A 17762-nucleotide genomic window follows, 5' to 3' on the forward strand; every position below is an offset into this window, starting at 1 on the left:
ACCCCATGCCCGAGACCCTGATCAGCGTCGACCTCGACAAGTCCGCCGAGGAGCAGACGAACCCCCTCCACAACCGCTGGCACCCGGACATCCCCGCCCAGGTGTCGGTGCGCCCCGGCGCGTCGTTCCGCCTGGAGTGCAAGGACTGGACCGACGGCCAGATCACCGACGACGACTCCGCCAACGACATCCGCGACGTCCGCCTGGACCGCGTCCACGTCCTGACCGGCCCGGTGCGGGTCGAGGGTGCGGAGCCCGGCGACGTCCTCGTCGTCGACCTCCTCGACGTCGGTCCCCTGGACCGCGACGAGTGGGGCTTCACGGGCGTCTTCGCCCGCGAGAACGGCGGTGGCTTCCTCACGGACCACTTCCCCGACGCGCTCAAGGCGATCTGGGGCTTCGAGGGGCAGTACGCGACCTCGCGGCACCTCCCCGGCGTCCGCTTCCCCGGCCTCATCCACCCGGGCCTCATCGGGTGCGCGCCGTCGCACGAGCTGCTGGCCGAGTGGAACGCCCGCGAGGCGAAGCTCGTCGCCACGGACCCACAGCGCAACCCGGCACTGGCGCAGCTGCCGACCCCGGAGCTCGCGGCCCTGGGCAGCCTGAAGGGCGCGGACTTCGACCGCGTCGCCAAGGAGGGCGCCCGCACGGTGCCCCCGCGCGAGCACGGCGGCAACTGCGACATCAAGAACCTGACGCGCGGGGCCAAGCTCTACCTGCCCGTCTACGTCGACGGCGCGAACCTGTCGGTCGGCGACCTGCACTTCTCGCAGGGCGACGGCGAGATCACGTTCTGCGGCGCGATCGAGATGGCCGGCTACGTCGACCTGCACGTCGAGCTGATCAAGGGCGGCGTCGCGAAGTACGGGATGGTCAACCCGATGTTCCGGACGAGCCCGTCCGAGCCCCACTTCGGCGAGTACCTGGCGTTCCAGGGCATCTCGGTCGACGAGATCACGGGCGAGCAGCTCTACCTCGACGCGACCGTCGCGTACCGCCGGGCGTGCCTGAACGCGATCGAGTACCTCAGCCGCTTCGGCTTCACCCGCGAGCAGGCCTACGTGATCCTCGGCACCGCCCCGATCGAGGGCCGGATCTCGGGCATCGTCGACACGCCCAACGCGTGCTGCACGGTCTACGTCCCCAGCTCGATCTTCGACGGCGACATCATGCCCTCGGCCGGGGGCATCCCCGTCGTGGGCAGCGGTCAGGTGGCGCAGGCCCGATGAGCGCTCCGACCCTGACCCGCGAGGTGCCGACGCTCCCCGCGCTGCTGCACCGCGCCGGGACGACGAACCCCGACGAGCCGGCGATCCTCTTCGAGGACGGCCTCGTCGTCACCCGCGGCGACCTGCTGGAGCGCTCGGAGCGCTTCGCCGGCTGGCTGACCACCGTCACGGAGCCCGGCGAGATGGTCGCCGCGATGACGGGCAACCGCACGGAGTTCCTCGTCGCCTGGTTCGCGGCGGCGGCGACCGGGCGCGTCTTCGTGGCGCTGAACCCCGAGGCCGGCCCGCACGACCTGACGCACGTCCTGACGGACTCCGCCGCGGTCCTCGTGATCACCGACCCCGAGTCGGCGGGAGCCCTCGAGGCCATCCGCGACGCGCTCCCGGCGCTGCGGGAGCACCTCGTGCTCGACGGTGCCGAGCCGGGCGGGCTCGACCCCTGGCAGGGCGCCGAGCCGCTGTCCTTCCGGGACCTCGACGTCGACCCGACGACGGTCACCAACGTCTATTACACGTCCGGCAGCACGGGTCCGCCCAAGGGCTGCATGGTCGACCACCGCTACTGGTCGCGCCTGGTGCGCAACTACCTGACGGAGCGCGGGCTGGAGCCGACCGACCGGGTCCTCTGCTGCCTGAAGTTCTTCTACAACGACCCGTCCTGGCTGCTGCTCTCGTCGCTGCACGCCGGCGTGCCGCTCGTCGTCATGCGGCGCTTCAGCGTCTCCCGCTTCTGGGACGTCGTGCGGGACAACGACGTGACCCAGCTGTTCACGATCGGGTCGATCCCGGCGCTGCTCCTGAGCGCCGCGCCGACGCCGCGCGACCGCGACCACAAGGTCCGCTTCGCCGTCCAGGTGGCCATCGACGCGGGCCTGCACCGCGAGATGACCGACCGCTGGGGCATCCCGTGGACGGACACCTACGGCCTGACCGAGACCGGCGGGCTGGTCAGCGTCCCGATCGCCGAGGCCGACCGGGTCGTGGGCACGGGCACGATGGGCAAGCCCCGCGCCGACATGGACGTGCGGGTCGTCGGCGACGACGGGAAGCCCGTCCCGACGGGCGAGGTCGGCGAGCTCGTGGCCCGCGGCGACGGCATGATGGCCGGCTACCTCAACCGCCCCGACGCCACCGCCGAGGCGATGGGCGACGACGGCTTCTTCCGCACGGGCGACCGCGTGCGCCAGGACGACGACGGCTGGTTCTACTTCGTCGGCCGCAAGAAGGACATCGTCCGGCGGGCCGGGGAGAACGTCTCGGCCACCGAGGTCGAGGAGGTCCTGCGCACGCACCCGCGGGTCATCGACGCCGGCGTCGTGCCGGTCGCCGACCAGATGCGCGGCGAGGAGATCCTCGGCCACGTCTACGTCCAGGCCGACGAGCCGGGCCTGCGGGAGTCGATCGTCGAGCACTGCGTCGCCCAGCTGGCCAAGCACAAGGTCCCCCGCTACCTCGTGGTCTGGACCGAGGACCTGCCCCGCACGCCCTCGATGCGCGTCGCCAAGCAGCGGCTGCCCCGGGGCGAGGTCCCCGCCGGCGCCTACGACCGCGAGGCGCGATGAGCAGCGCCGGCCCCACCGTCCCGCAGCACCCCCGTCCCCCGCAGCACCGCGCCCGAACCGAAAGCACCGCATGAAGATCATCGACATCCGCATCAAGGTCCCGGTGCGTGACACGGAGGACGAGCCGATCCCCGAGATGCCGCCCGAGTACGCGCGCTACGGCGAGGTCTACGGGGCGACGCACTCGACGAGCACCACCACCTCGTCGCTCGTCGCCGAGATGGCGGCCGCGGGCGTCGCGCCGAGCATCCTGCAGGCGGAGCGCGAGTTCGGCGAGCCGACGCACTGGAACGACCGCACCTCGCGGATCGTGCGCGAGCACCCGGAGGCGTTCGCCTGCGGCTTCGCGCTGGTGGACCCACGCGACCCGATGGGGGCGGTGCGCGAGATCGACCGGGCCTACAACGACCTCGGCCTGCGCGGCGTCATCTTCGAGCCGGCGTTCCTCGACATCTCGCCGACGGACGCGCGCTGCTACCCGGTCTACGCGAAGTGCGTCGAGCTGGGGATCCCGGTGGGGCTGCACACGGGCGTCAACTTCTCGTCGCACGGCCCGCTGATGCACGAGCGCCCGGTCCTCATCGACCAGGTCGCCTGCCACTTCCCGGACCTCATCATCATCTGCCACCACGGCGGCTGGCCGTGGGCGACGGAGATGGCCGCGATCGCGTGGAAGCACTCCAACGTGTTCCTCGAGTTCGGCGCGATCGCCCCGAAGTACATGGCGTCAAAGGGCGGCTGGGGCGACATCACCCAGTTCATGGACACGGTGCTCCACGAGAAGATCCTCTTCGGCACCGACTGGCCGATGATGCACTACGACCGCGTGCTCACCGAGGTCGAGCAGCTGGGTCTGCGCCCCCGCTCGCTCGAGGCGTACATGGGCGGCAACGCGGAGCGCCTGCTCGAGCGGATCCTCTCCTAGCCCGCCCGTCGGGTCTCCCGGGACCACCGCGGTCCCGGACGGCCCGGCACCCTGCGCCCCGCCGCCTGCGGGGTCCCGCAGTTCCGCGCCCCCGCCGACCGCGACACCTCCGGAGACCCCGCATGACCGACGTCTGGATCGTGGGCGAGTACCACGTGCGACCCGAGCACCTCGACCGCGTCCGCACCCGCCTGGAGGACCACGAGCGCCGCACCCGCGAGGAGCCCGGCTGCCTCCTCGCGGCCGCCAGCCAGGACCTCGACGACCCGCTCGTGCTCAGGTCGATCCAGCGCTGGGAGGACGAGGCGGCGCTGGACGTGCACCGCGCGCTGCCGCACGTGCGGGAGATGGACGGCGGCGCGGGGGAGCGGCTGTCGCAGCCGTTCGAGCTCGTGCGGTTGCGGCGGGGGTGAGGGGCGGGAGTCGACGCCGTCCGCCGCGTCGGCTGCCCGATGGAGGTGCCGTCACCGCGGGATCGATCCGGACGACGATCGTGATTCAGCCTCGCCTGCAGCGCGGACGAACGGCGCCGTCAGGTCGTCGCGTCGGTGCTGCGCGTCACCGGCTCCAGGCGGAGGTCCTCCTCGGCCCGCAGGTCCGCCGCGGCCCGCGCGATCGCGAACGCGTCGGACCCGAGGAGCAGCCGGAGCGGCGGGTTCTCCTCGGCCGCGATCCGGACGACGACGTCGGCGACCTTGCGCGGGTCGCCGGACGCCCACGACATGTCGTCTCCCATCCGTTCGGCCCGTGCGCCGACGGACTCGCGGTACGGCGCCGAGACCTCGGGGATGGTCATCGAGGAGCTCGCCCACTCCGTCCGCATCCCGCCGGGCTCGACGACGGTGACCCGGACGCCGAACGGAGCGACCTCGGCTGCGACGACCTCGGAGAAGCCGCCGACCGCCCACTTCGCGGCCTGGTAGGCGGAGAGCCCCGGTGACGCCACCCGCCCGCCGACCGAGGAGATCTGGATCACGTGTCCCGAGCGCTGCTCGCGGAAGATCGGGACCGCGGCCTTCGTCAGGTGGACGACCCCCATCAGGTTCGTGTCGAGCTGTGCGCGGAAGCTCGCGATCGACGTGTCCTCGAGCGCGGAGAGGTCCGCCCACCCGGCGTTGTTCACCACGACGTCGAGCCCGCCGAAGACCTCGACGGCGGCAGCCACGGCCGCCTCCGCACCCGCGGGGTCGGTGACGTCGAGCGCGAACGGCCGCACCCGGTCGCCGTACCGGGCGACGAGGTCGTCCAGCTGCTCGGGCCGGCGGGCGGTCGCGAGCACCGCGTGCCCGGCCTCCAGCGCCGCCTCGGTGAGGTCGCGTCCGAGACCGCGGGCGCTTCCGGTGACGATCCAGGTCCGTGTCATGTCCCCAGGGTGCGCCGTCGGACGGGGACGGGCCAGAGACGGCACGTCATAGGACGCGCAGTACCACCCGGGGTCTCCCGGCGTGCGCGACACTCGGTGCATGCCCCGTGACCACCGACCCGCGGGCGACGCCCCCGGCAGACCGTCCGCGGCCCCGGTCCGGAAGACCGACGACGTGAGCGCACCGGGCGCCCCGGCCCCGCCCCGCTCGTCCCTCGCGGAGTTCCTGCGCGCCAGTCGCGCCCGGGTCGAACCGGGCGACGTCGGCCTGCCCGACGACGGTCGCCCGCGCCGCGTCCCGGGCCTCCGTCGGGAGGAGGTCGCGCAGCTGGCGAACGTCAGCGTCGACTACGTCGTCCGGCTCGAGCAGGGCCGCTCGACCGGCGTCTCACGGCAGGTGCTCGACGCGCTGGCGGATGCCCTCGTCCTCGACGACGCGGGCCGCGACTACCTGCTGACCGTCGCCGGTCCCCCGCCCCGCCGCCGCGGGACGACGGCCCCGCAGGCCGTGCCGGCCCCGACGCTGCGCGTCCTCGACGCCCTCGGCGACACCCCGGCGATGATCCTCGGTCCGTGCAGCGACGTGCTCGCCTGGAACCGCATGGCCGCCGCCCTGATCACCGACTTCGGGGCGCTGCCGCCGGAGCACCGCAACATGGTCCGCCTGGCGTTCCTCGACCCGGCGTTCCGGTCCCTGTACGGGGACTGGTCGCGCGTCGCGCAGGACTGCGTAGCCGCGCTTCGGATGGAGGCCGGCAGGAACCCCGACGACGCGCGCGTCACCGCGCTGGTCGGCGAGCTCTCGGTCAAGGACACCGACTTCCGGCGCTGGTGGGGTGACCACCGCGTCCGCGGCTCGAACCAGCGCCGCAAGCAGTACGTCCACCCCGTCGCAGGCCCGATGATCCTCGACGTCCAGCGCTTCGCCCTCCTCGAGCGCCCGGACCTGATGCTCGTCTCCTACACGGCAGCGGCCGACACCGAGGCGGAGGCGGCCCTGAGGTTCCTCGCCGGGTGGGCACCCCGCGGTCCAGTGGCGTAGGCCGCGGCCCCGCCGGCGCCCGGACGGGCATCGCGCGGCGGGCAGGACGGACGGTCGGCCTGGTCGTCTGCGAGGTCAGGTGCCGGGCGGGGGCGGTCGACCTGTCGGGACCACGGAGCGCGGACCCGTGAGCCGCGGGAGACCTCTGCGAGGTCCGTTCCGAGACGAACTCGTCACGGGCCCCCGGAGGCCCCACCGGCCCCGCTGGTGTACGCCCCGTAGATCGCGTCGGCCTCGAGAAGGACGAAGCTCACGCCGAGGACGATCGGCAGGACGTCCTGGCCACGCGGGTCCACGTCGATCGTCACGAACGGTGCACGTCGGCCCTGGCCGGGACGGATGCTCACCACGGCGGATCCGTCGTCGCGCCCGATCGTCGCGCGCCGCGCCGAATCGCCGCTCCGGTCCCACGTCAGTCGCTGGTCCCCGAACGATGCGTCGCGACCGTCGGCTCGGAACCAGACGACACCATCGCGGCGCACCTCGACGGTGTCCCAGGTCGTCTCGACGTCCCACCGCACCCCGTCTCGGCCGATCGCGAGGCCGCCGCCCTGTCGGCGCTTCCGCCTCAAGGTGAGGTCGGCGACCGCATCGTCTCCGCCGTCGGCGATCTGGATCCGGGTGCGAACCCGACCGCGCACCCACAACGCCCACACTGCTGCCGACACCCGGCCAGCATAGGGGCGCACCCGAGCGCCTACCAGGAGACCAGGGACGAACGCCCGCTCGCCCGACCGGGCCGGCATCCGCGTCGGACCGGGAGCGGAACGACGGGCGCCGAGCCGACGACGACGCCCCGACCGGGTGGCGTTGACGACGCACGCCTACCGCTGGGAGGACGGTCGCCTGACGCCGGGCGGACCCCCGCGATCGCCGACCCGTCGTCGGGACGACGTCAGGGACCCGGGAGCACGCCTGAGACCGACCCCACGCGTGTGGTGTGATCCGCGGCGAGATCACTCCGCACCCGAGGACCGCCAGTCCGTTCAGCGCGACGGAGCCGGCGCGACCGTCCTCGCGGCCGGCGAGCGGGTCATCGCGACGGGCGCGCCGTCGTCTCGGGTCTCAGGTCGGGGGCGTCTCGACGGCACACCGGATGCCGGGGGACCGGGCGATCCGGGCGTCGAGGGTCACGAGAGGGGCGCCGAGCGCGTCCGCGAGGCCGACGTAGGACGCGTCGTAGATCGACAGGTTGTGCCGGTGACCCCACGCTGCACGTGCGACGGCCTCGTGCGGCCACAGCTCGACGTCGAGGTCCAGCAGGTCGGCGTGGGCCTGCTCGCTCTCGGCCCGTCCGATCGTCCCGGCCAGCTCCTGTCGGCGAACGATGTTGGCCGCCTCGAACGGCATCAGGTGCGGCGCGGCCAGTCGACTCTGGCGCAGACGCCGAGCGGCCCAGGACCCCGATGGTCCGCCGTCCAGGAGGGCCGCGACGATCGCCGAGGCGTCACAGACCACCACTGGCGTCATCGGCGGTCTGCGTCGCGCGCGTCCAGGATGGCCTGCGGGCCGACCCGGGACCCGGTTGCGTCGACTCGCGCTCGAGCACGGGAGAGGACGTCGTCGACGGTCGGCCGGGCGACGCTCGCGACCAACATCACCCGGAGGTACTCCTGGAGCGACTGGCCGGACCTCGCCGCCCGCGCGGCGAGCTCGTCGCGCACCTCGTCGGGCAGATCGCGGACGGTCACTGCAGGCATGGTGCCAATGTAGCAGCGTTGCTGCTGGATCAGCAGCAACTGTGCCGCGGCCGGGCTGCGCCGCCGGGGGCCGACGGTCGCCCGCCGGCCCCGCCGCTCACATCGTCACGCCGCCGTTGGGCGACACGACCTGCCCCGTGTACCAGCGGCCGGCGTCGCTGGCGAGGAACAGCCAGGTCCACGCGACGTTGGCCGGCGTCCCGAACTCCTGCATCGGGATCGTCTTCCGGTACGTGTCGTTGTACTCGGCCTCCGAGCCCATGAGCATCCGGGTCTCGGTCGGGCCGGGGGCGACGCAGTTGACCGTGACGCCGTTCGGGCCGACCTCGCGGGCGAGCGAGCGGGTCATCGCGACGAGCGCGCCCTTGGCAGCGGTGTAGTGCGTCAGCCCGGCCATGCCGATGCCGACCAGTTCGGACGCCGTGAACAGGACCCGGCCGCGGCCCTGGGCGATCATGCCCGGCAGGCACGCCCGGGCGGTGTTGACCGCGCCGCGCACGTGCACGCCGAGCATGCGGTCCCAGTCCTCGTTCGTCAGGTCGACGAACGGTCGGTTCTGCCCGATCCCCGCGTTCGAGACCAGGACGTCGACCGTCCCCGCCGCGGCGACGAAGGCGGCGATCGCGGCCTCCGTCTCCGCGGTGTCGCTCACGTCGGCCGGCACGAGGTGCAGGCGTCCGTCGTGGTCGAGCCCCTCGAGGGTGGCCACGGCGGTCTCGTCGCCCGGCAGGTGGTTGGCGCCGACGATCGCGCCGGCGTCGAGGAACCGGGTGGCGATCGCCAGGCCGATCCCGCTGCCCGCACCGGTGACGAGGACGACGCGGCCGCGCAGGTCCTCCAGCAGGTCAGCCATCGGCCGGGTTCGGGGCGGCGGTGCCGGAGAACAGCGTCGGGTGCGGCCCGTAGAGGCGGGGGCGCAGGATCCGCAGGAGCATCACGGCGCACAGGCCGGAGGTCGCGCCGGACTGGTCCAGCGGCGGCGAGAGCTCGACGATGTCGACGCCCTTCAGCGGTCGGGTCGCGACGTGCTCGGCGACCTCGACCATCTGCTGCGGGGTCAGGCCGATCACGCCGTTCTGGTTGCCCGTGCCGGGTACGAGGGAGCGCGCACCGACGTCGATGTCGAGCGTGGCGTAGAGGCCGTCGGCCCCGTCGAGCGCCTTGTCGAGCGCCGGCTTCAGGGTCGCCTCGACGCCATGCGTCGCGACGTACTTGGCGGGGATGACCTGGATGCCGTGCTTCTGCACGAACTCCCACTCCTCGCGGAAGACCGTCGGCTCGGTGCCGAAGATGACGACGCGGGCGGGGTCGATGGAGCCGTCCTCGATCAGCCGGCGCAGGTACGTGCCGCCGTTGTGGGTGCCGAACTCGGGGACCTTGTTGCCCAGGTCCATGTGCATGTCGAGCGACAGGAAGGCGAGCTTGCCCGGGTCCGCGTCGACGACGCCGGTGGTGGCCGGGTGGGTCAGGTAGTGGTCGCCTCCGAGGATCATCGGCATCGCGCCGGCCTTGGCGATCGCGCCGACGGCCTCGCGGATCCGCTCGCGGTTGACGTTCAGGTCGGGGCCGACCAGCACGTCGCCGAGGTCGTAGACGCCCTCGCGGTGGTAGACGAACGAGCGGCCCGTCGTGATGTCGACGAACCCGTTGCCGTGGTCGGGGGCGGCGTACTCGCTGCCGCCCCAGTCGACCTGGTGGGTCGCCGCGCGGATCGCCGCCGGACCGTAGGCGACCCCCGGCCGCGAGATCTTGGTCAGCTCGTGACCGATGCCGATGACGCCGACGTCACCGGGGCCGAGGTCGGCGGCGGTGGCGCGCGGGGAGCGCAGGAACGTGTCGCCTTGGATGGCCGGGGAGGGCTGTCCCATGGGGGTCCTTCGGTCGACGCCGGCCGAGACCGGCGTATGAACTAATGCTCGTTCATACTGACCGCTGTGCCCCGGCGGCGCAACCCCGGATCCCGGGAGGCCCGCCGAGCCACGCCGTCCGGCCGGGCGGTCAGTCCGCGGCGGCCTGCTTCGCCCCGAACCGCCCGATCGCCTCGGGCTGCTCCGGGTTGGACTCGAGCACCGCGAAGTACGAGCGGTAGAGCCGGAGGACGTCCTCCTGGCCGCTGTAGGCCGCCCGGTTGGCCAGCTCCTTCGTCATCTGGACCGCGCCGGCGTGGTTCTCCGCGATGCTCGCGGCCAGGCGGCGGGCCTCGTCCATCAGGCCCTCCTGCGGCACGATCCTGCTGATCAGCCCGATCCGCAGGGCCTCCTCCGCGTCGATCGAGTCGCCCGTCAGCAGCATCGACATCGCGTTGGTCAGGCCGACGACGGCGGGCAGCCGGACGGCGCCGAGGCCGTGCAGCAGCGCCCAGCGGACCTCGGGGCAACCGAACGTGGACTCCGGCGTGGCGATGCGGATGTCGCAGGTCAGCGCGAGCTCCAGGCCGCCGGCCAGCGCGTAGCCGTCGATCGCGGCGATCAGCGGGGTCGCCGGCGTGCGCCCGAACGACCAGCCGTCGGTGCGCCATGGTCCCCAGCCCTTGCGCTTGGCGTCCGGGGCGTGCATCCGCTTGAGGTCGGCGCCCGCGGAGAACGCCCGGCCGCCCGCACCGGTGACGATCGCCGCGGCGATCCCCTCGTCCTCGTCGATCGCGGCGAATGCCGCGTCCAGTGCCGCGTAGGTCTCGCGGTCCATCGCGTTGAGCTTCTCGGGCCGGTCGATCGTGATCGTGGCGACGGGGGCGGTGTTCTCGAACTGGACGGTCATGCGGGGCTCCGGGATGGGTGCGAGATCGGGCTTGTGCGTACTAGCTAACGTTAGCTAGTCTCCTCGGGTCCGTCCACCGAGGAGATCCATGACCGACGAATCCGAAGGGCCGCTGGTGCTCAGCGAGCGCCGTGGGCCGGTGCTCGTGCTCACGCTGAACCGCCCCGAGCGCCTCAACGCCTGGAACAACGACCTGGAGGACGAGTACTTCGCCCTCCTCGACGAGGCGGAGCGCGACGGCGACGTCCGCGCGATCGTCCTGACCGGCGCCGGGCGCGGCTTCTGCGCCGGTGCCGACATGGCGAACCTGCAGCGCATCGACCGCGCGGCGGAGCGCTCGGAGCGCCCGCGCACCCGGTCCTTCCCGCGGTCCATCGACACGCCGCTGATCGCCGCGATCAACGGCCCCGCGGCCGGCCTGGGCCTCGTCGAGGCGCTGTTCTGCGACCTGCGGTTCACGACGCCCGAGGCGAAGCTGACCACGTCGTTCGCCCCGCGCGGCCTGATCGCGGAGTACGGGCTCTCCTGGATCCTGCCCCGCCTGATCGGGACGAGCCGCGCGCTCGACCTGCTGCTGTCGGGCCGGGTCGTCAAGGGTGAGGAGGCCCTCGCGATGGGCCTGGTGGACCGGGTCGTCCCGGCCGACGAGCTCCTCGACGCGGCGGTCGCCTACGCGACGGACCTGGCCACGAAGTGCTCGCCGGCGTCGATGGCGATCATGAAGCGCCAGGTCCTGCGGCACGCCGAGACGGACTTCGCGCAGGCGGTCGCCGAGTCCGACCAGCTCATGCTCGAGTCGTTCGAGCGCCCCGACGTCAAGGAGGGGGTGGCGAGCTACATGGAGCGCCGCGCCCCGGACTTCCCGCCCCTGGCGCCCCCGGAGGACCGGGACGACCTCGGCATCCCGATGACGAGCGCCGACGTCGCCGAGCCCCGGGAGGCGTCGTGGACTTCTCGCTGACCCCCCGGGTCCTCGCGCTCCGGGAGGAGCTCTCCGACTTCGTCGAGCACCACGTGATCCCCGCGGAGGCGACCTTCCGGGCCCAGGCGCTGGAGGGTGGTCAGCCCCCGGTGATGGAGGAGCTGAAGGCGGAGGCCCGCCGCCGCGGCCTGACCAACCTGTTCCTCCCCGCACCGCTCGACGTCGCTCCCGACCTCTGCGGTCCCGGCCTCAGCAACGTCGAGTACGCCTCGCTGGCCGAGGTCATGGGGCGCAGCCGCCTGGCGCCGGAGGCCTGCAACTGCAACGCGCCGGACACCGGCAACATGGAGGTCCTCGCGCACTTCGGCACCCCGGAGCAGCAGGAGCAGTGGCTCGTCCCGCTCCTGCGCGGCGAGATCCGCTCGGGCTTCGCGATGACCGAGCCCGACGTCGCCAGCTCCGACGCCACGAACATCCAGCTGCGCATCGACACGGACGGCGACGAGTACGTCCTCAACGGCCGCAAGTGGTGGACGACGGGCGCCATGCACGGCACCTGCCGGATCCTCATCGTGATGGGGCGCACCGACCCCGACGGCGACCCGCACCGGCGGCAGAGCATGGTGCTCGTCCCGATGGACACCCCCGGCGTGGAGCTCGTCCGTGGACTGCCCGTCTTCGGCTACCACGACCCGGGCGGACACGGCGAGATCCGCTTCACCGACGTGCGGGTGCCGCGGTCCAACATCCTCGCCGAGGAGGGCGACGGCTTCCGCATCGGTCAGGCCCGCCTGGGACCCGGACGCGTGCACCACTGCATGCGGGCGATCGGGGCCGCCGAGCGCGCGCTCGAGCTGCTCTGCGCCCGGGCGAAGGACCGCCACGTGTTCGGCTCGGCGCTCGCGGAGCGCGCCAACGTGCAGGACTGGATCGCGCAGTCGCGGATCGAGATCGACATGGCCCGGCTGCTCGTGCTGCACACGGCGTGGCTGATCGACACGGTCGGCAGCCGCGAGGCCCGCGCGCAGATCGCGGCGATCAAGGTCGCCGCCGCCGACGTGGCATGTCGGGTGGTCGACCGGGCGATCCAGATCCACGGTGGCGCGGGCGTCTCGGACGACTTCCCGCTCGCCTCGATGTACGCGCACCTGCGGACGTTGCGCCTCGCCGACGGTCCCGACGAGGTCCACCGCCGCACGGTCGCGCAGTTCGAGCTCCGCCGCACCGGTCGGCCCGCCGCATGAGCTGGGAGCCGGGCGGCGAGGTCACGGCGTGGCTGCTCGGCCTCGGCCTGGGGGTCGCCCCGCCGGTGCGGTACGACCGCATGGCCGGGGGACGGTCGAACATGCTGTTCCTCGTCACCGACGCCGACGGGCGCCGATGGGTGTTGCGCCGCCCGCCCGAGGGTGAGCTGCTCGCGTCGGCGCACGACGTGGTCCGCGAGCACCGGATCCTCTCCGGTCTCGCGGCGGTGGGGTTCCCCGCGCCGGCCCCGCTCGGGCTCTGCACGGACGAGGCGGTCGCGCCCGTCCCGCTGCTGCTGCTCGAGCACGTCGACGGCGTGGCCATCGACGGGCCGGATGCCGCCGAGGCGCAGCCGCCGGCCTGGCGGGGCGCCGCCGCGACGGCGCTCGCCGCGACCCTCGCCGCCGTGCACGCGGTGGACCTCGAGGTCGCCGGCCTGCGGGAGCTCGCGGCGCGGACCTCGTACGGCGAGCGCCAGCTGCGCCGGTGGCGTCGGCAGTGGGCGGCCACGCGGACCCGCGAGCTCCCACGGGTGGAGGCGCTGGCCGACCGGCTCGAAGCACGGATCCCGGCGTTCGTCGAGCCCGTCCTGGTCCATGGCGACTACCACCTGCGCAACGTCCTGTTCGCCGCGGAGGACGGCCGGGTCGCGACGGTCCTGGACTGGGAGCTCTGCACCCTCGGCGACCCGATGGCGGACGTCGGGGCGCTCCTGGCCTACTGGCCGCAGCCCGGCGACGACGGGCCGCAGCCCAACCCGACGGCCCTCGTGGACGGCTTCCCGGACCGCGCGGCGATGGCGGACGCCTACGCCGCGGCGTCGGGCCGCGTGCTCGACGAGTTGGCGTTCTGGGAGTCGCTGGCCTGCTGGAAGGTCGCGATCATCCTGGAGGGCGTGCTCCGCCGCGAGGTCGACGCGGGGATCGAGACGCCCGGGCGCGCGGCGATGATCGACGCGATGCTGCTCCGCGCCGAGCGGGCGCTGGACGCCGGGGCCGGCGGGTGAGGCCCCCCGGCGCGCTAGGCGGAGATGTCGACGCGCGCCGGGTCGGCGCCCACGATGCGCAGCGCGAGCGCGCCGTACTCGTCGGCGACCTCGTGGTCGCTGAGGGGGCCGTCCTCGTTGAACCACACGGAGACCGAGCTGGCCATCTGGATGATCGCGAACGTCGCGACCTTCGGCTGGTCGACGTGGAACAGGCCGTCGTCGACGCCGCGCTGGATGAGCGCCCGGTAGCGCTGCTCGTAGCGCGCCCGCTCGGAGCGCACGAGGTCCAGCGCCTCGCCCTCGAGGTTGGAGAGCTCGCGGTCGCCCACCATCGCGGAGTGCCGGTGGCGGATGTGGACCAGCACGTGGGCGCCGGTCATCCGGCGCAGCTGCTCGGCCGTGTCGTCCGTCGACGCCAGCGCCGCGTCCTGGAAGGCCAGGAGCCGGTGCATGCCGCTGACCATGATCCGCTGCAGGATCTCCTGCTTGGACTCGACGTGGTTGTAGAGGCTGGGCGCGCGGACGCCGAGGACCTTGGCCACGTCCTTCATCGTCGTGCCGTGGTAGCCCCGCGCGGAGAACAGGGAGAGCGCCGCCTCTCGGACGTCGGGCCAGCGCCCGGGACCGTCGGCGGACGAGGGCTCGCCCGCCGTCAGCACGATGGCTTCGTAGGCCGCGGACGCGGCGGAGGATGCGGGACTCACAGCGGACAGCGTATCGCTGCGTCGGACGGTGGAGCTCATGGTCTTACACGCTTTCTCGATCAAATAGCGATCGTTCGTTAGTATGCCGACGCATGCCGCTGTACGACTTCCGCTGTGCGACCTGCGGGCCGTTCGAGGAGCGACGCTCGATCGCCGAGTCCTCCGGGACGGCGACCTGCGTCGCGTGCGGGGCGGACGCCGTGCGCGTCTACCGCAGCCCGGCCATCGGCGGACAGCGCTCGGCGACCGGGCTGGCCGACGCCGTGGACGACCGCAGCCGGCACGACCCGGCCCGCGTGGTCGGGGTCCCCGGGCACGGCTCCGGCGGACACGGACACGGGCACGACCACGGGCCGTCGCGCCCGTGGCAGATCGCCCACTGACGGCGGCGTCCCGACGCCGCCGTCCCCCTCCGACCGCATCGAGGACCCCATGAAGCTCCACACCCCCACCGACCACCCCGAGGCCGTCGGGTACACCCACGGCGTGCAGACGGACGGGCCGCTGCTGTTCGTCAGCGGCCAGACCCCGAAGCGGCCCGACGGCGGCCCGGTCGCCGAGGACCCCACGGACCAGATCCGCCAGGTCTTCGCGAACATCGAGAACGTCCTGAAGACGGCCGGCGCGGGCTTCGACGACGTCGTGCACCTGCGCGTGTTCCTCGCCGACCGGCAGCACCAGAAGGCCCTGAAGGTCGCTCGCACCGAGGCGATGGGCGACCTGCGTCCGGGGATCACCGTGGTCATCTGCGGCATCTACGACGAGGCGTGGGTGGCGGAGATCGAGGCCGTCGCCGAGCTGCCCACCGCCGGGTGAGCGGGACGGGCGGCGCCGAGGTCCGGCTGCGTCTCGCGTCGGGCCTCTCGTCGTTCGACCGCTTCTGCATCCCGCCGCTCCTGGTCCCGATCGCCGGCGACCTCGGGCTGTCGCTCGGCGACGTCGCGCTGATCGCGACCGCCTACTTCGTCGCCTACGGCGTCAGCCAGCCGTTCTGGGGCGTCCTGTCCGACCGGGTCGGCCGCGTCACGGTGCTCCGGGGTGCGGCCATCGGCGGCGCCGTCGCCTGCGCGGTCGCGGCGAGCACGTCGGACTTCGCGCTGCTCGTCGCGTCCCGCGCGGTCGCCGGGCTGTGCTTCGCGGCCCTCATCCCGACCTCCATCGTCTACGTCGCCGACGCGGTGCGGGGCCCGCGGCAGCAGCACGCGCTCGCGGTCCTCATGGCGTCCTCCTCGGCGGGCATCGCCTGCGCGACCGTGCTCGCCGGCCTGCTCGCCGAGTTCGCGAGCTGGCGCCTCGCCTTCGCGACGTCCGCGGTGCTCGCGGCCGCCCTGACGGTCGTGCTGACGTCCCTGCCCGAGCCGCGTCGGGAGCCCGGGCGGCTGCCGTTGCGGGCGCAGGCCCGCGAGACGCTCCGCCGGCCCTGGGCGGGGATCGTGCTGGGGATCGGGTTCGTCGAGGGGCTCGTGATCTTCGGCGCCCTGACGTTCGTCGCCGCGGCGCTGCAGCAGGACGGCGTCTCCGCGGCCGTCGCGGGGTCGGCGGCCGCGGGGTTCGGCCTGGCCAACGTGCTCTGCACGCCGCTGGTGACCCGGGCGATCCGGGTGTTCTCGCCGCAGACGCGGATCCGCCTGGGAGCGGCCCTGGCGGCGGCGGGGCTGCTCGCCGCCGGGCTCGCGACGACCGTGGTCAGCACGCTGACGGCGACCGTCTGCCTCGGCGCCGGGTTCGGACTGATGCACTCGACGATGCAGCTGTGGGCGACGCAGGTGAACCCCGGCGCCCGCGCGCTCACGGTGTCGCTGTTCTCGGGATCGATCTTCTCCGGCGCGGCGGTGGCCAGCGCGCTCGCGGCGCCCCTCGCCGACGACGGGCGGTTCTCGGCGATCTTCCTCGTCGCCGCGGGGTGCGCGGTCGTCCTCGCGGTCGGGGCGGCGGCGCTGCGCCGCCGGTGGGGGCGGGCCCGAGAGCGCGGTCCGGAGCCGCCGGCGGCGATCGGGGCCGTGCCGCTCTGAGCCGGTCCCGCCGAGCCGCGGGACGGCGGCGGACCGGGCTCGTCGGAGTCGGCGGCCGCCGACGGCCGGCCGGCGCCCCTCGGCCGCGGCTCAGCCCCCGGGGATCAGCCGGCGGATCAGCTTCTCCAGCGTCCCGGGCTCGCCGTCGCCGCCGCCGACCGCGCCGCCGAGCAGCGCCGGGATCTCCTTCCGGGGGTCCACGCCGTGCTCGCGCTGGTACGCGGCAGCGAGCTTCGCGTCGCCGAACGCGAGGGCCAGCTCCTCGCGCGAGGAGCCGAAGCGGCAGGCGGCGCGGTCCAGCAGGCCGAGGGCGGCGTCCTGCACGAAGCCGTCGAGCCCGCCGATGTTGGGCAGGCTGCGGTCCTGGCACGGGTCGGCGATGACGACCGGGGCGGGACGCTCCCCGCGGGCCATGAGCACCTGGCCGCCGGCGAGCGCGAGGGCCGCGGCGGCGAGCGCGATCGCCAGCGCCGGGTGGCGGCCCAGGGGCGGCAGGACGAGCAGCGCGGCCAGCAGCGCCAGGCCGCCCGTGATGAGGAACGCGGTGCGGAACGCGCCGTTGACCGCGGTGATCAGGGTCTCGTCGGCGCGGACGGTCAGCCGGGCGTAGACCGCGGCGTCGTCGGCGCTCCCGGCGAACTTCGGTGCCTGGCTGACCAGGGCCGTGCGGAGCGAGCCGCGCGGATCCTCCTCGGTCACCTTGCCCAGCGCGGCCCCGACGGACGTCAGCTTCTCCTGCGGCGGCAGGCGGGCGTCGAGGACCAGGGCGGCGACCTGCTCGCGGGTGTCGTCGATCGTGCGGTCCAGCTGGGTGGCGATGACCGGGGCGAGGGCCAGGAGCGCGACGGTGATGCCGACGTGCCGGAGCGACAGGAGGCCCGCGGCCTGCCCGGGGGTGCGTTCGGGCAGGAGCTCGCCGGCCAGCGCGGGCAGGGCCATCCCCATGCCGATGCCGGCCAGGAGCTGCGGCAGGACGACCCAGCCCCAGCCGACCGTCGGCAGCTGCGCCAGCGCGAGGATCCCCGCGCCGACGAAGGCGCACCCGGCGGAGGCGCGCAGCCACGGGTCGCCGGGGATCCGCCAGCCGGCCACCGCGGCGACGGGGAGCAGCGACACGCCGACGGCGGCCTTCAGCGGCCGGACGTCCCAGCCGGTCACGAGCAGCAGGACGAGCAGGAAGACGACCGCCGTCAGCGCGGCGGAGACGAGGGCGAGCGCGACGCCGGCGCGCACGTGGTCGGCGGTCGGCCGGCCGCGAGGGCTCCGGCCGTGCAGGTGGGTCTCGGGCGCGCCGTGCGCGGCGGCGACGGCGG

The 17762-nt window shown here is 73.8% G+C and carries 19 protein-coding genes and 1 pseudogene; 11 read left to right on the plus strand and 9 right to left on the minus strand.

Going from position 1 to position 17762, the window contains the following annotated elements:
• Positions 1-5 precede the first annotated feature (5 nt).
• The 4 genes from fmdA to Q7T67_RS05295 all read left to right on the plus strand — a co-directional run bounded on the left by fmdA (position 6) and on the right by Q7T67_RS05295 (position 4129).
• On the plus strand, positions 6-1229 hold the full coding sequence (gene fmdA / locus Q7T67_RS05280) for a formamidase (protein ID WP_304786729.1): 1224 nt from the start codon (positions 6-8) through the stop codon (positions 1227-1229).
• Positions 1226-2791 carry a class I adenylate-forming enzyme family protein gene (locus tag Q7T67_RS05285; protein WP_304786730.1) on the plus strand — a complete coding sequence of 522 codons (1566 nt, stop codon included), beginning with the start codon at positions 1226-1228 and terminating at the stop codon, positions 2789-2791. Before fmdA ends, Q7T67_RS05285 begins: the two co-directional genes overlap by 4 nt.
• A 70-nt stretch (positions 2792-2861) precedes the next feature.
• Entirely contained in the window at positions 2862-3716 is an 855-nt protein-coding gene (locus Q7T67_RS05290; RefSeq protein WP_304786732.1) for an amidohydrolase family protein, read from the plus strand.
• 122 nt (positions 3717-3838) lie between these two features.
• The gene (locus Q7T67_RS05295; protein WP_304786733.1) at positions 3839-4129 is read left to right on the plus strand and encodes a putative quinol monooxygenase; all 291 of its coding nucleotides are present in this window, start codon (positions 3839-3841) and stop codon (positions 4127-4129) included.
• A 119-nt stretch (positions 4130-4248) separates the two neighbouring features.
• Here Q7T67_RS05295 and Q7T67_RS05300 read toward each other — a convergent pair whose 3' ends face one another.
• On the minus strand, positions 4249-5079 hold the full coding sequence (locus tag Q7T67_RS05300) for an SDR family NAD(P)-dependent oxidoreductase (protein ID WP_304786734.1): 831 nt from the start codon (positions 5077-5079) through the stop codon (positions 4249-4251).
• Positions 5080-5254: 175 nt separating this feature from the next.
• On the opposite strand from Q7T67_RS05300, the gene Q7T67_RS05305 reads away from it, so the two are divergent.
• Positions 5255-6121 (plus strand): helix-turn-helix domain-containing protein, encoded by an 867-nt coding sequence (locus Q7T67_RS05305; RefSeq protein WP_304786735.1) that lies wholly within the window; start codon positions 5255-5257, stop codon positions 6119-6121.
• Between the two features lie 173 nt (positions 6122-6294).
• Here Q7T67_RS05305 and Q7T67_RS05310 read toward each other — a convergent pair whose 3' ends face one another.
• The 6 genes from Q7T67_RS05310 to Q7T67_RS05335 form a co-directional block, all read right to left on the minus strand.
• Positions 6295-6468: a hypothetical protein gene (locus tag Q7T67_RS05310; RefSeq protein WP_304786737.1), complete on the minus strand. Its 174-nt coding sequence runs from the start codon at positions 6466-6468 to the stop codon at positions 6295-6297.
• Positions 6469-7186: 718 nt separating this feature from the next.
• A complete protein-coding gene (locus Q7T67_RS05315) occupies positions 7187-7591 on the minus strand; it encodes a type II toxin-antitoxin system VapC family toxin (protein WP_304786739.1) in 405 nt (134 codons plus the stop codon).
• On the minus strand, positions 7588-7821 hold the full coding sequence (locus tag Q7T67_RS05320; protein WP_304786741.1) for a hypothetical protein: 234 nt from the start codon (positions 7819-7821) through the stop codon (positions 7588-7590). Before Q7T67_RS05320 ends, Q7T67_RS05315 begins: the two co-directional genes overlap by 4 nt.
• Positions 7822-7918: 97 nt before the next feature.
• Positions 7919-8674 carry an SDR family NAD(P)-dependent oxidoreductase gene (locus tag Q7T67_RS05325; protein WP_304786743.1) on the minus strand — a complete coding sequence of 252 codons (756 nt, stop codon included), beginning with the start codon at positions 8672-8674 and terminating at the stop codon, positions 7919-7921.
• Positions 8667-9689, minus strand: a complete 1023-nt coding sequence (locus Q7T67_RS05330) for an arginase family protein (protein WP_304786744.1) — start codon at positions 9687-9689, stop codon at positions 8667-8669. The genes Q7T67_RS05325 and Q7T67_RS05330 overlap by 8 nt, the downstream gene beginning before the upstream one ends.
• Positions 9690-9819: 130 nt before the next feature.
• The gene (locus tag Q7T67_RS05335; protein WP_304786745.1) at positions 9820-10578 is read right to left on the minus strand and encodes an enoyl-CoA hydratase/isomerase family protein; all 759 of its coding nucleotides are present in this window, start codon (positions 10576-10578) and stop codon (positions 9820-9822) included.
• Between the two features lie 88 nt (positions 10579-10666).
• On the opposite strand from Q7T67_RS05335, the gene Q7T67_RS05340 reads away from it, so the two are divergent.
• The 3 genes from Q7T67_RS05340 to Q7T67_RS05350 are packed head-to-tail and all read left to right on the plus strand — an operon-like array spanning position 10667 to position 13751.
• Positions 10667-11539 carry an enoyl-CoA hydratase-related protein gene (locus Q7T67_RS05340; RefSeq protein WP_304786748.1) on the plus strand — a complete coding sequence of 291 codons (873 nt, stop codon included), beginning with the start codon at positions 10667-10669 and terminating at the stop codon, positions 11537-11539.
• Positions 11524-12744: an acyl-CoA dehydrogenase family protein gene (locus Q7T67_RS05345; RefSeq protein ID WP_304786750.1), complete on the plus strand. Its 1221-nt coding sequence runs from the start codon at positions 11524-11526 to the stop codon at positions 12742-12744. Before Q7T67_RS05340 ends, Q7T67_RS05345 begins: the two co-directional genes overlap by 16 nt.
• Positions 12741-13751: a phosphotransferase family protein gene (locus Q7T67_RS05350; protein ID WP_304786752.1), complete on the plus strand. Its 1011-nt coding sequence runs from the start codon at positions 12741-12743 to the stop codon at positions 13749-13751. Before Q7T67_RS05345 ends, Q7T67_RS05350 begins: the two co-directional genes overlap by 4 nt.
• A gap of 14 nt (positions 13752-13765) precedes the next feature.
• Here Q7T67_RS05350 and Q7T67_RS05355 read toward each other — a convergent pair whose 3' ends face one another.
• On the minus strand, positions 13766-14437 hold the full coding sequence (locus tag Q7T67_RS05355) for a TetR/AcrR family transcriptional regulator (RefSeq protein WP_304786754.1): 672 nt from the start codon (positions 14435-14437) through the stop codon (positions 13766-13768).
• A 92-nt stretch (positions 14438-14529) separates the two neighbouring features.
• Here Q7T67_RS05355 and Q7T67_RS05360 point away from each other — a divergent pair, with 92 nt between their 5' ends.
• Genes Q7T67_RS05360 through Q7T67_RS05370 form a run of 3 tightly spaced genes read left to right on the plus strand, consistent with a single transcriptional unit; the run spans position 14530 to position 16449 of the window.
• Positions 14530-14820: a zinc ribbon domain-containing protein gene (locus tag Q7T67_RS05360; RefSeq protein WP_304786756.1), complete on the plus strand. Its 291-nt coding sequence runs from the start codon at positions 14530-14532 to the stop codon at positions 14818-14820.
• A gap of 49 nt (positions 14821-14869) precedes the next feature.
• Complete coding sequence (locus Q7T67_RS05365; protein ID WP_304786757.1) at positions 14870-15253, plus strand: RidA family protein; 384 nt, start codon at positions 14870-14872, stop codon at positions 15251-15253.
• On the plus strand, positions 15250-16449 hold the full coding sequence (locus tag Q7T67_RS05370) for an MFS transporter (RefSeq protein WP_304786758.1): 1200 nt from the start codon (positions 15250-15252) through the stop codon (positions 16447-16449). Before Q7T67_RS05365 ends, Q7T67_RS05370 begins: the two co-directional genes overlap by 4 nt.
• Positions 16450-16539: 90 nt before the next feature.
• Here the strand turns inward: Q7T67_RS05370 and Q7T67_RS05375 are convergent.
• Positions 16540-17762 (minus strand): annotated as a pseudogene (locus tag Q7T67_RS05375) (hypothetical protein); the annotation flags it as partial.

The sequence above is a fragment of the Patulibacter sp. genome (assembly GCF_030655195.1).
Classification (GTDB): Bacteria; Actinomycetota; Thermoleophilia; order Solirubrobacterales; family Solirubrobacteraceae; genus Patulibacter.

Excerpts from the sequence above, each read along its gene's own strand:
- fmdA (WP_304786729.1), top strand. The coding sequence starts at position 6 with ATGCCCGAGACCCTGATCAGCGTCGACCTCGACAAGTCCGCCGAGGAG.
- Q7T67_RS05285 (WP_304786730.1), top strand. The coding sequence starts at position 1,226 with ATGAGCGCTCCGACCCTGACCCGCGAGGTGCCGACGCTCCCCGCGCTG.
- Q7T67_RS05290 (WP_304786732.1), top strand. The coding sequence starts at position 2,862 with ATGAAGATCATCGACATCCGCATCAAGGTCCCGGTGCGTGACACGGAG.
- Q7T67_RS05295 (WP_304786733.1), top strand. The coding sequence starts at position 3,839 with ATGACCGACGTCTGGATCGTGGGCGAGTACCACGTGCGACCCGAGCAC.
- Q7T67_RS05300 (WP_304786734.1), bottom strand. The coding sequence starts at position 5,079 with ATGACACGGACCTGGATCGTCACCGGAAGCGCCCGCGGTCTCGGACGC.
- Q7T67_RS05315 (WP_304786739.1), bottom strand. The coding sequence starts at position 7,591 with ATGACGCCAGTGGTGGTCTGTGACGCCTCGGCGATCGTCGCGGCCCTC.
- Q7T67_RS05320 (WP_304786741.1), bottom strand. The coding sequence starts at position 7,821 with ATGCCTGCAGTGACCGTCCGCGATCTGCCCGACGAGGTGCGCGACGAG.
- Q7T67_RS05325 (WP_304786743.1), bottom strand. The coding sequence starts at position 8,674 with ATGGCTGACCTGCTGGAGGACCTGCGCGGCCGCGTCGTCCTCGTCACC.
- Q7T67_RS05330 (WP_304786744.1), bottom strand. The coding sequence starts at position 9,689 with ATGGGACAGCCCTCCCCGGCCATCCAAGGCGACACGTTCCTGCGCTCC.
- Q7T67_RS05335 (WP_304786745.1), bottom strand. The coding sequence starts at position 10,578 with ATGACCGTCCAGTTCGAGAACACCGCCCCCGTCGCCACGATCACGATC.
- Q7T67_RS05340 (WP_304786748.1), top strand. The coding sequence starts at position 10,667 with ATGACCGACGAATCCGAAGGGCCGCTGGTGCTCAGCGAGCGCCGTGGG.
- Q7T67_RS05350 (WP_304786752.1), top strand. The coding sequence starts at position 12,741 with ATGAGCTGGGAGCCGGGCGGCGAGGTCACGGCGTGGCTGCTCGGCCTC.
- Q7T67_RS05360 (WP_304786756.1), top strand. The coding sequence starts at position 14,530 with ATGCCGCTGTACGACTTCCGCTGTGCGACCTGCGGGCCGTTCGAGGAG.
- Q7T67_RS05365 (WP_304786757.1), top strand. The coding sequence starts at position 14,870 with ATGAAGCTCCACACCCCCACCGACCACCCCGAGGCCGTCGGGTACACC.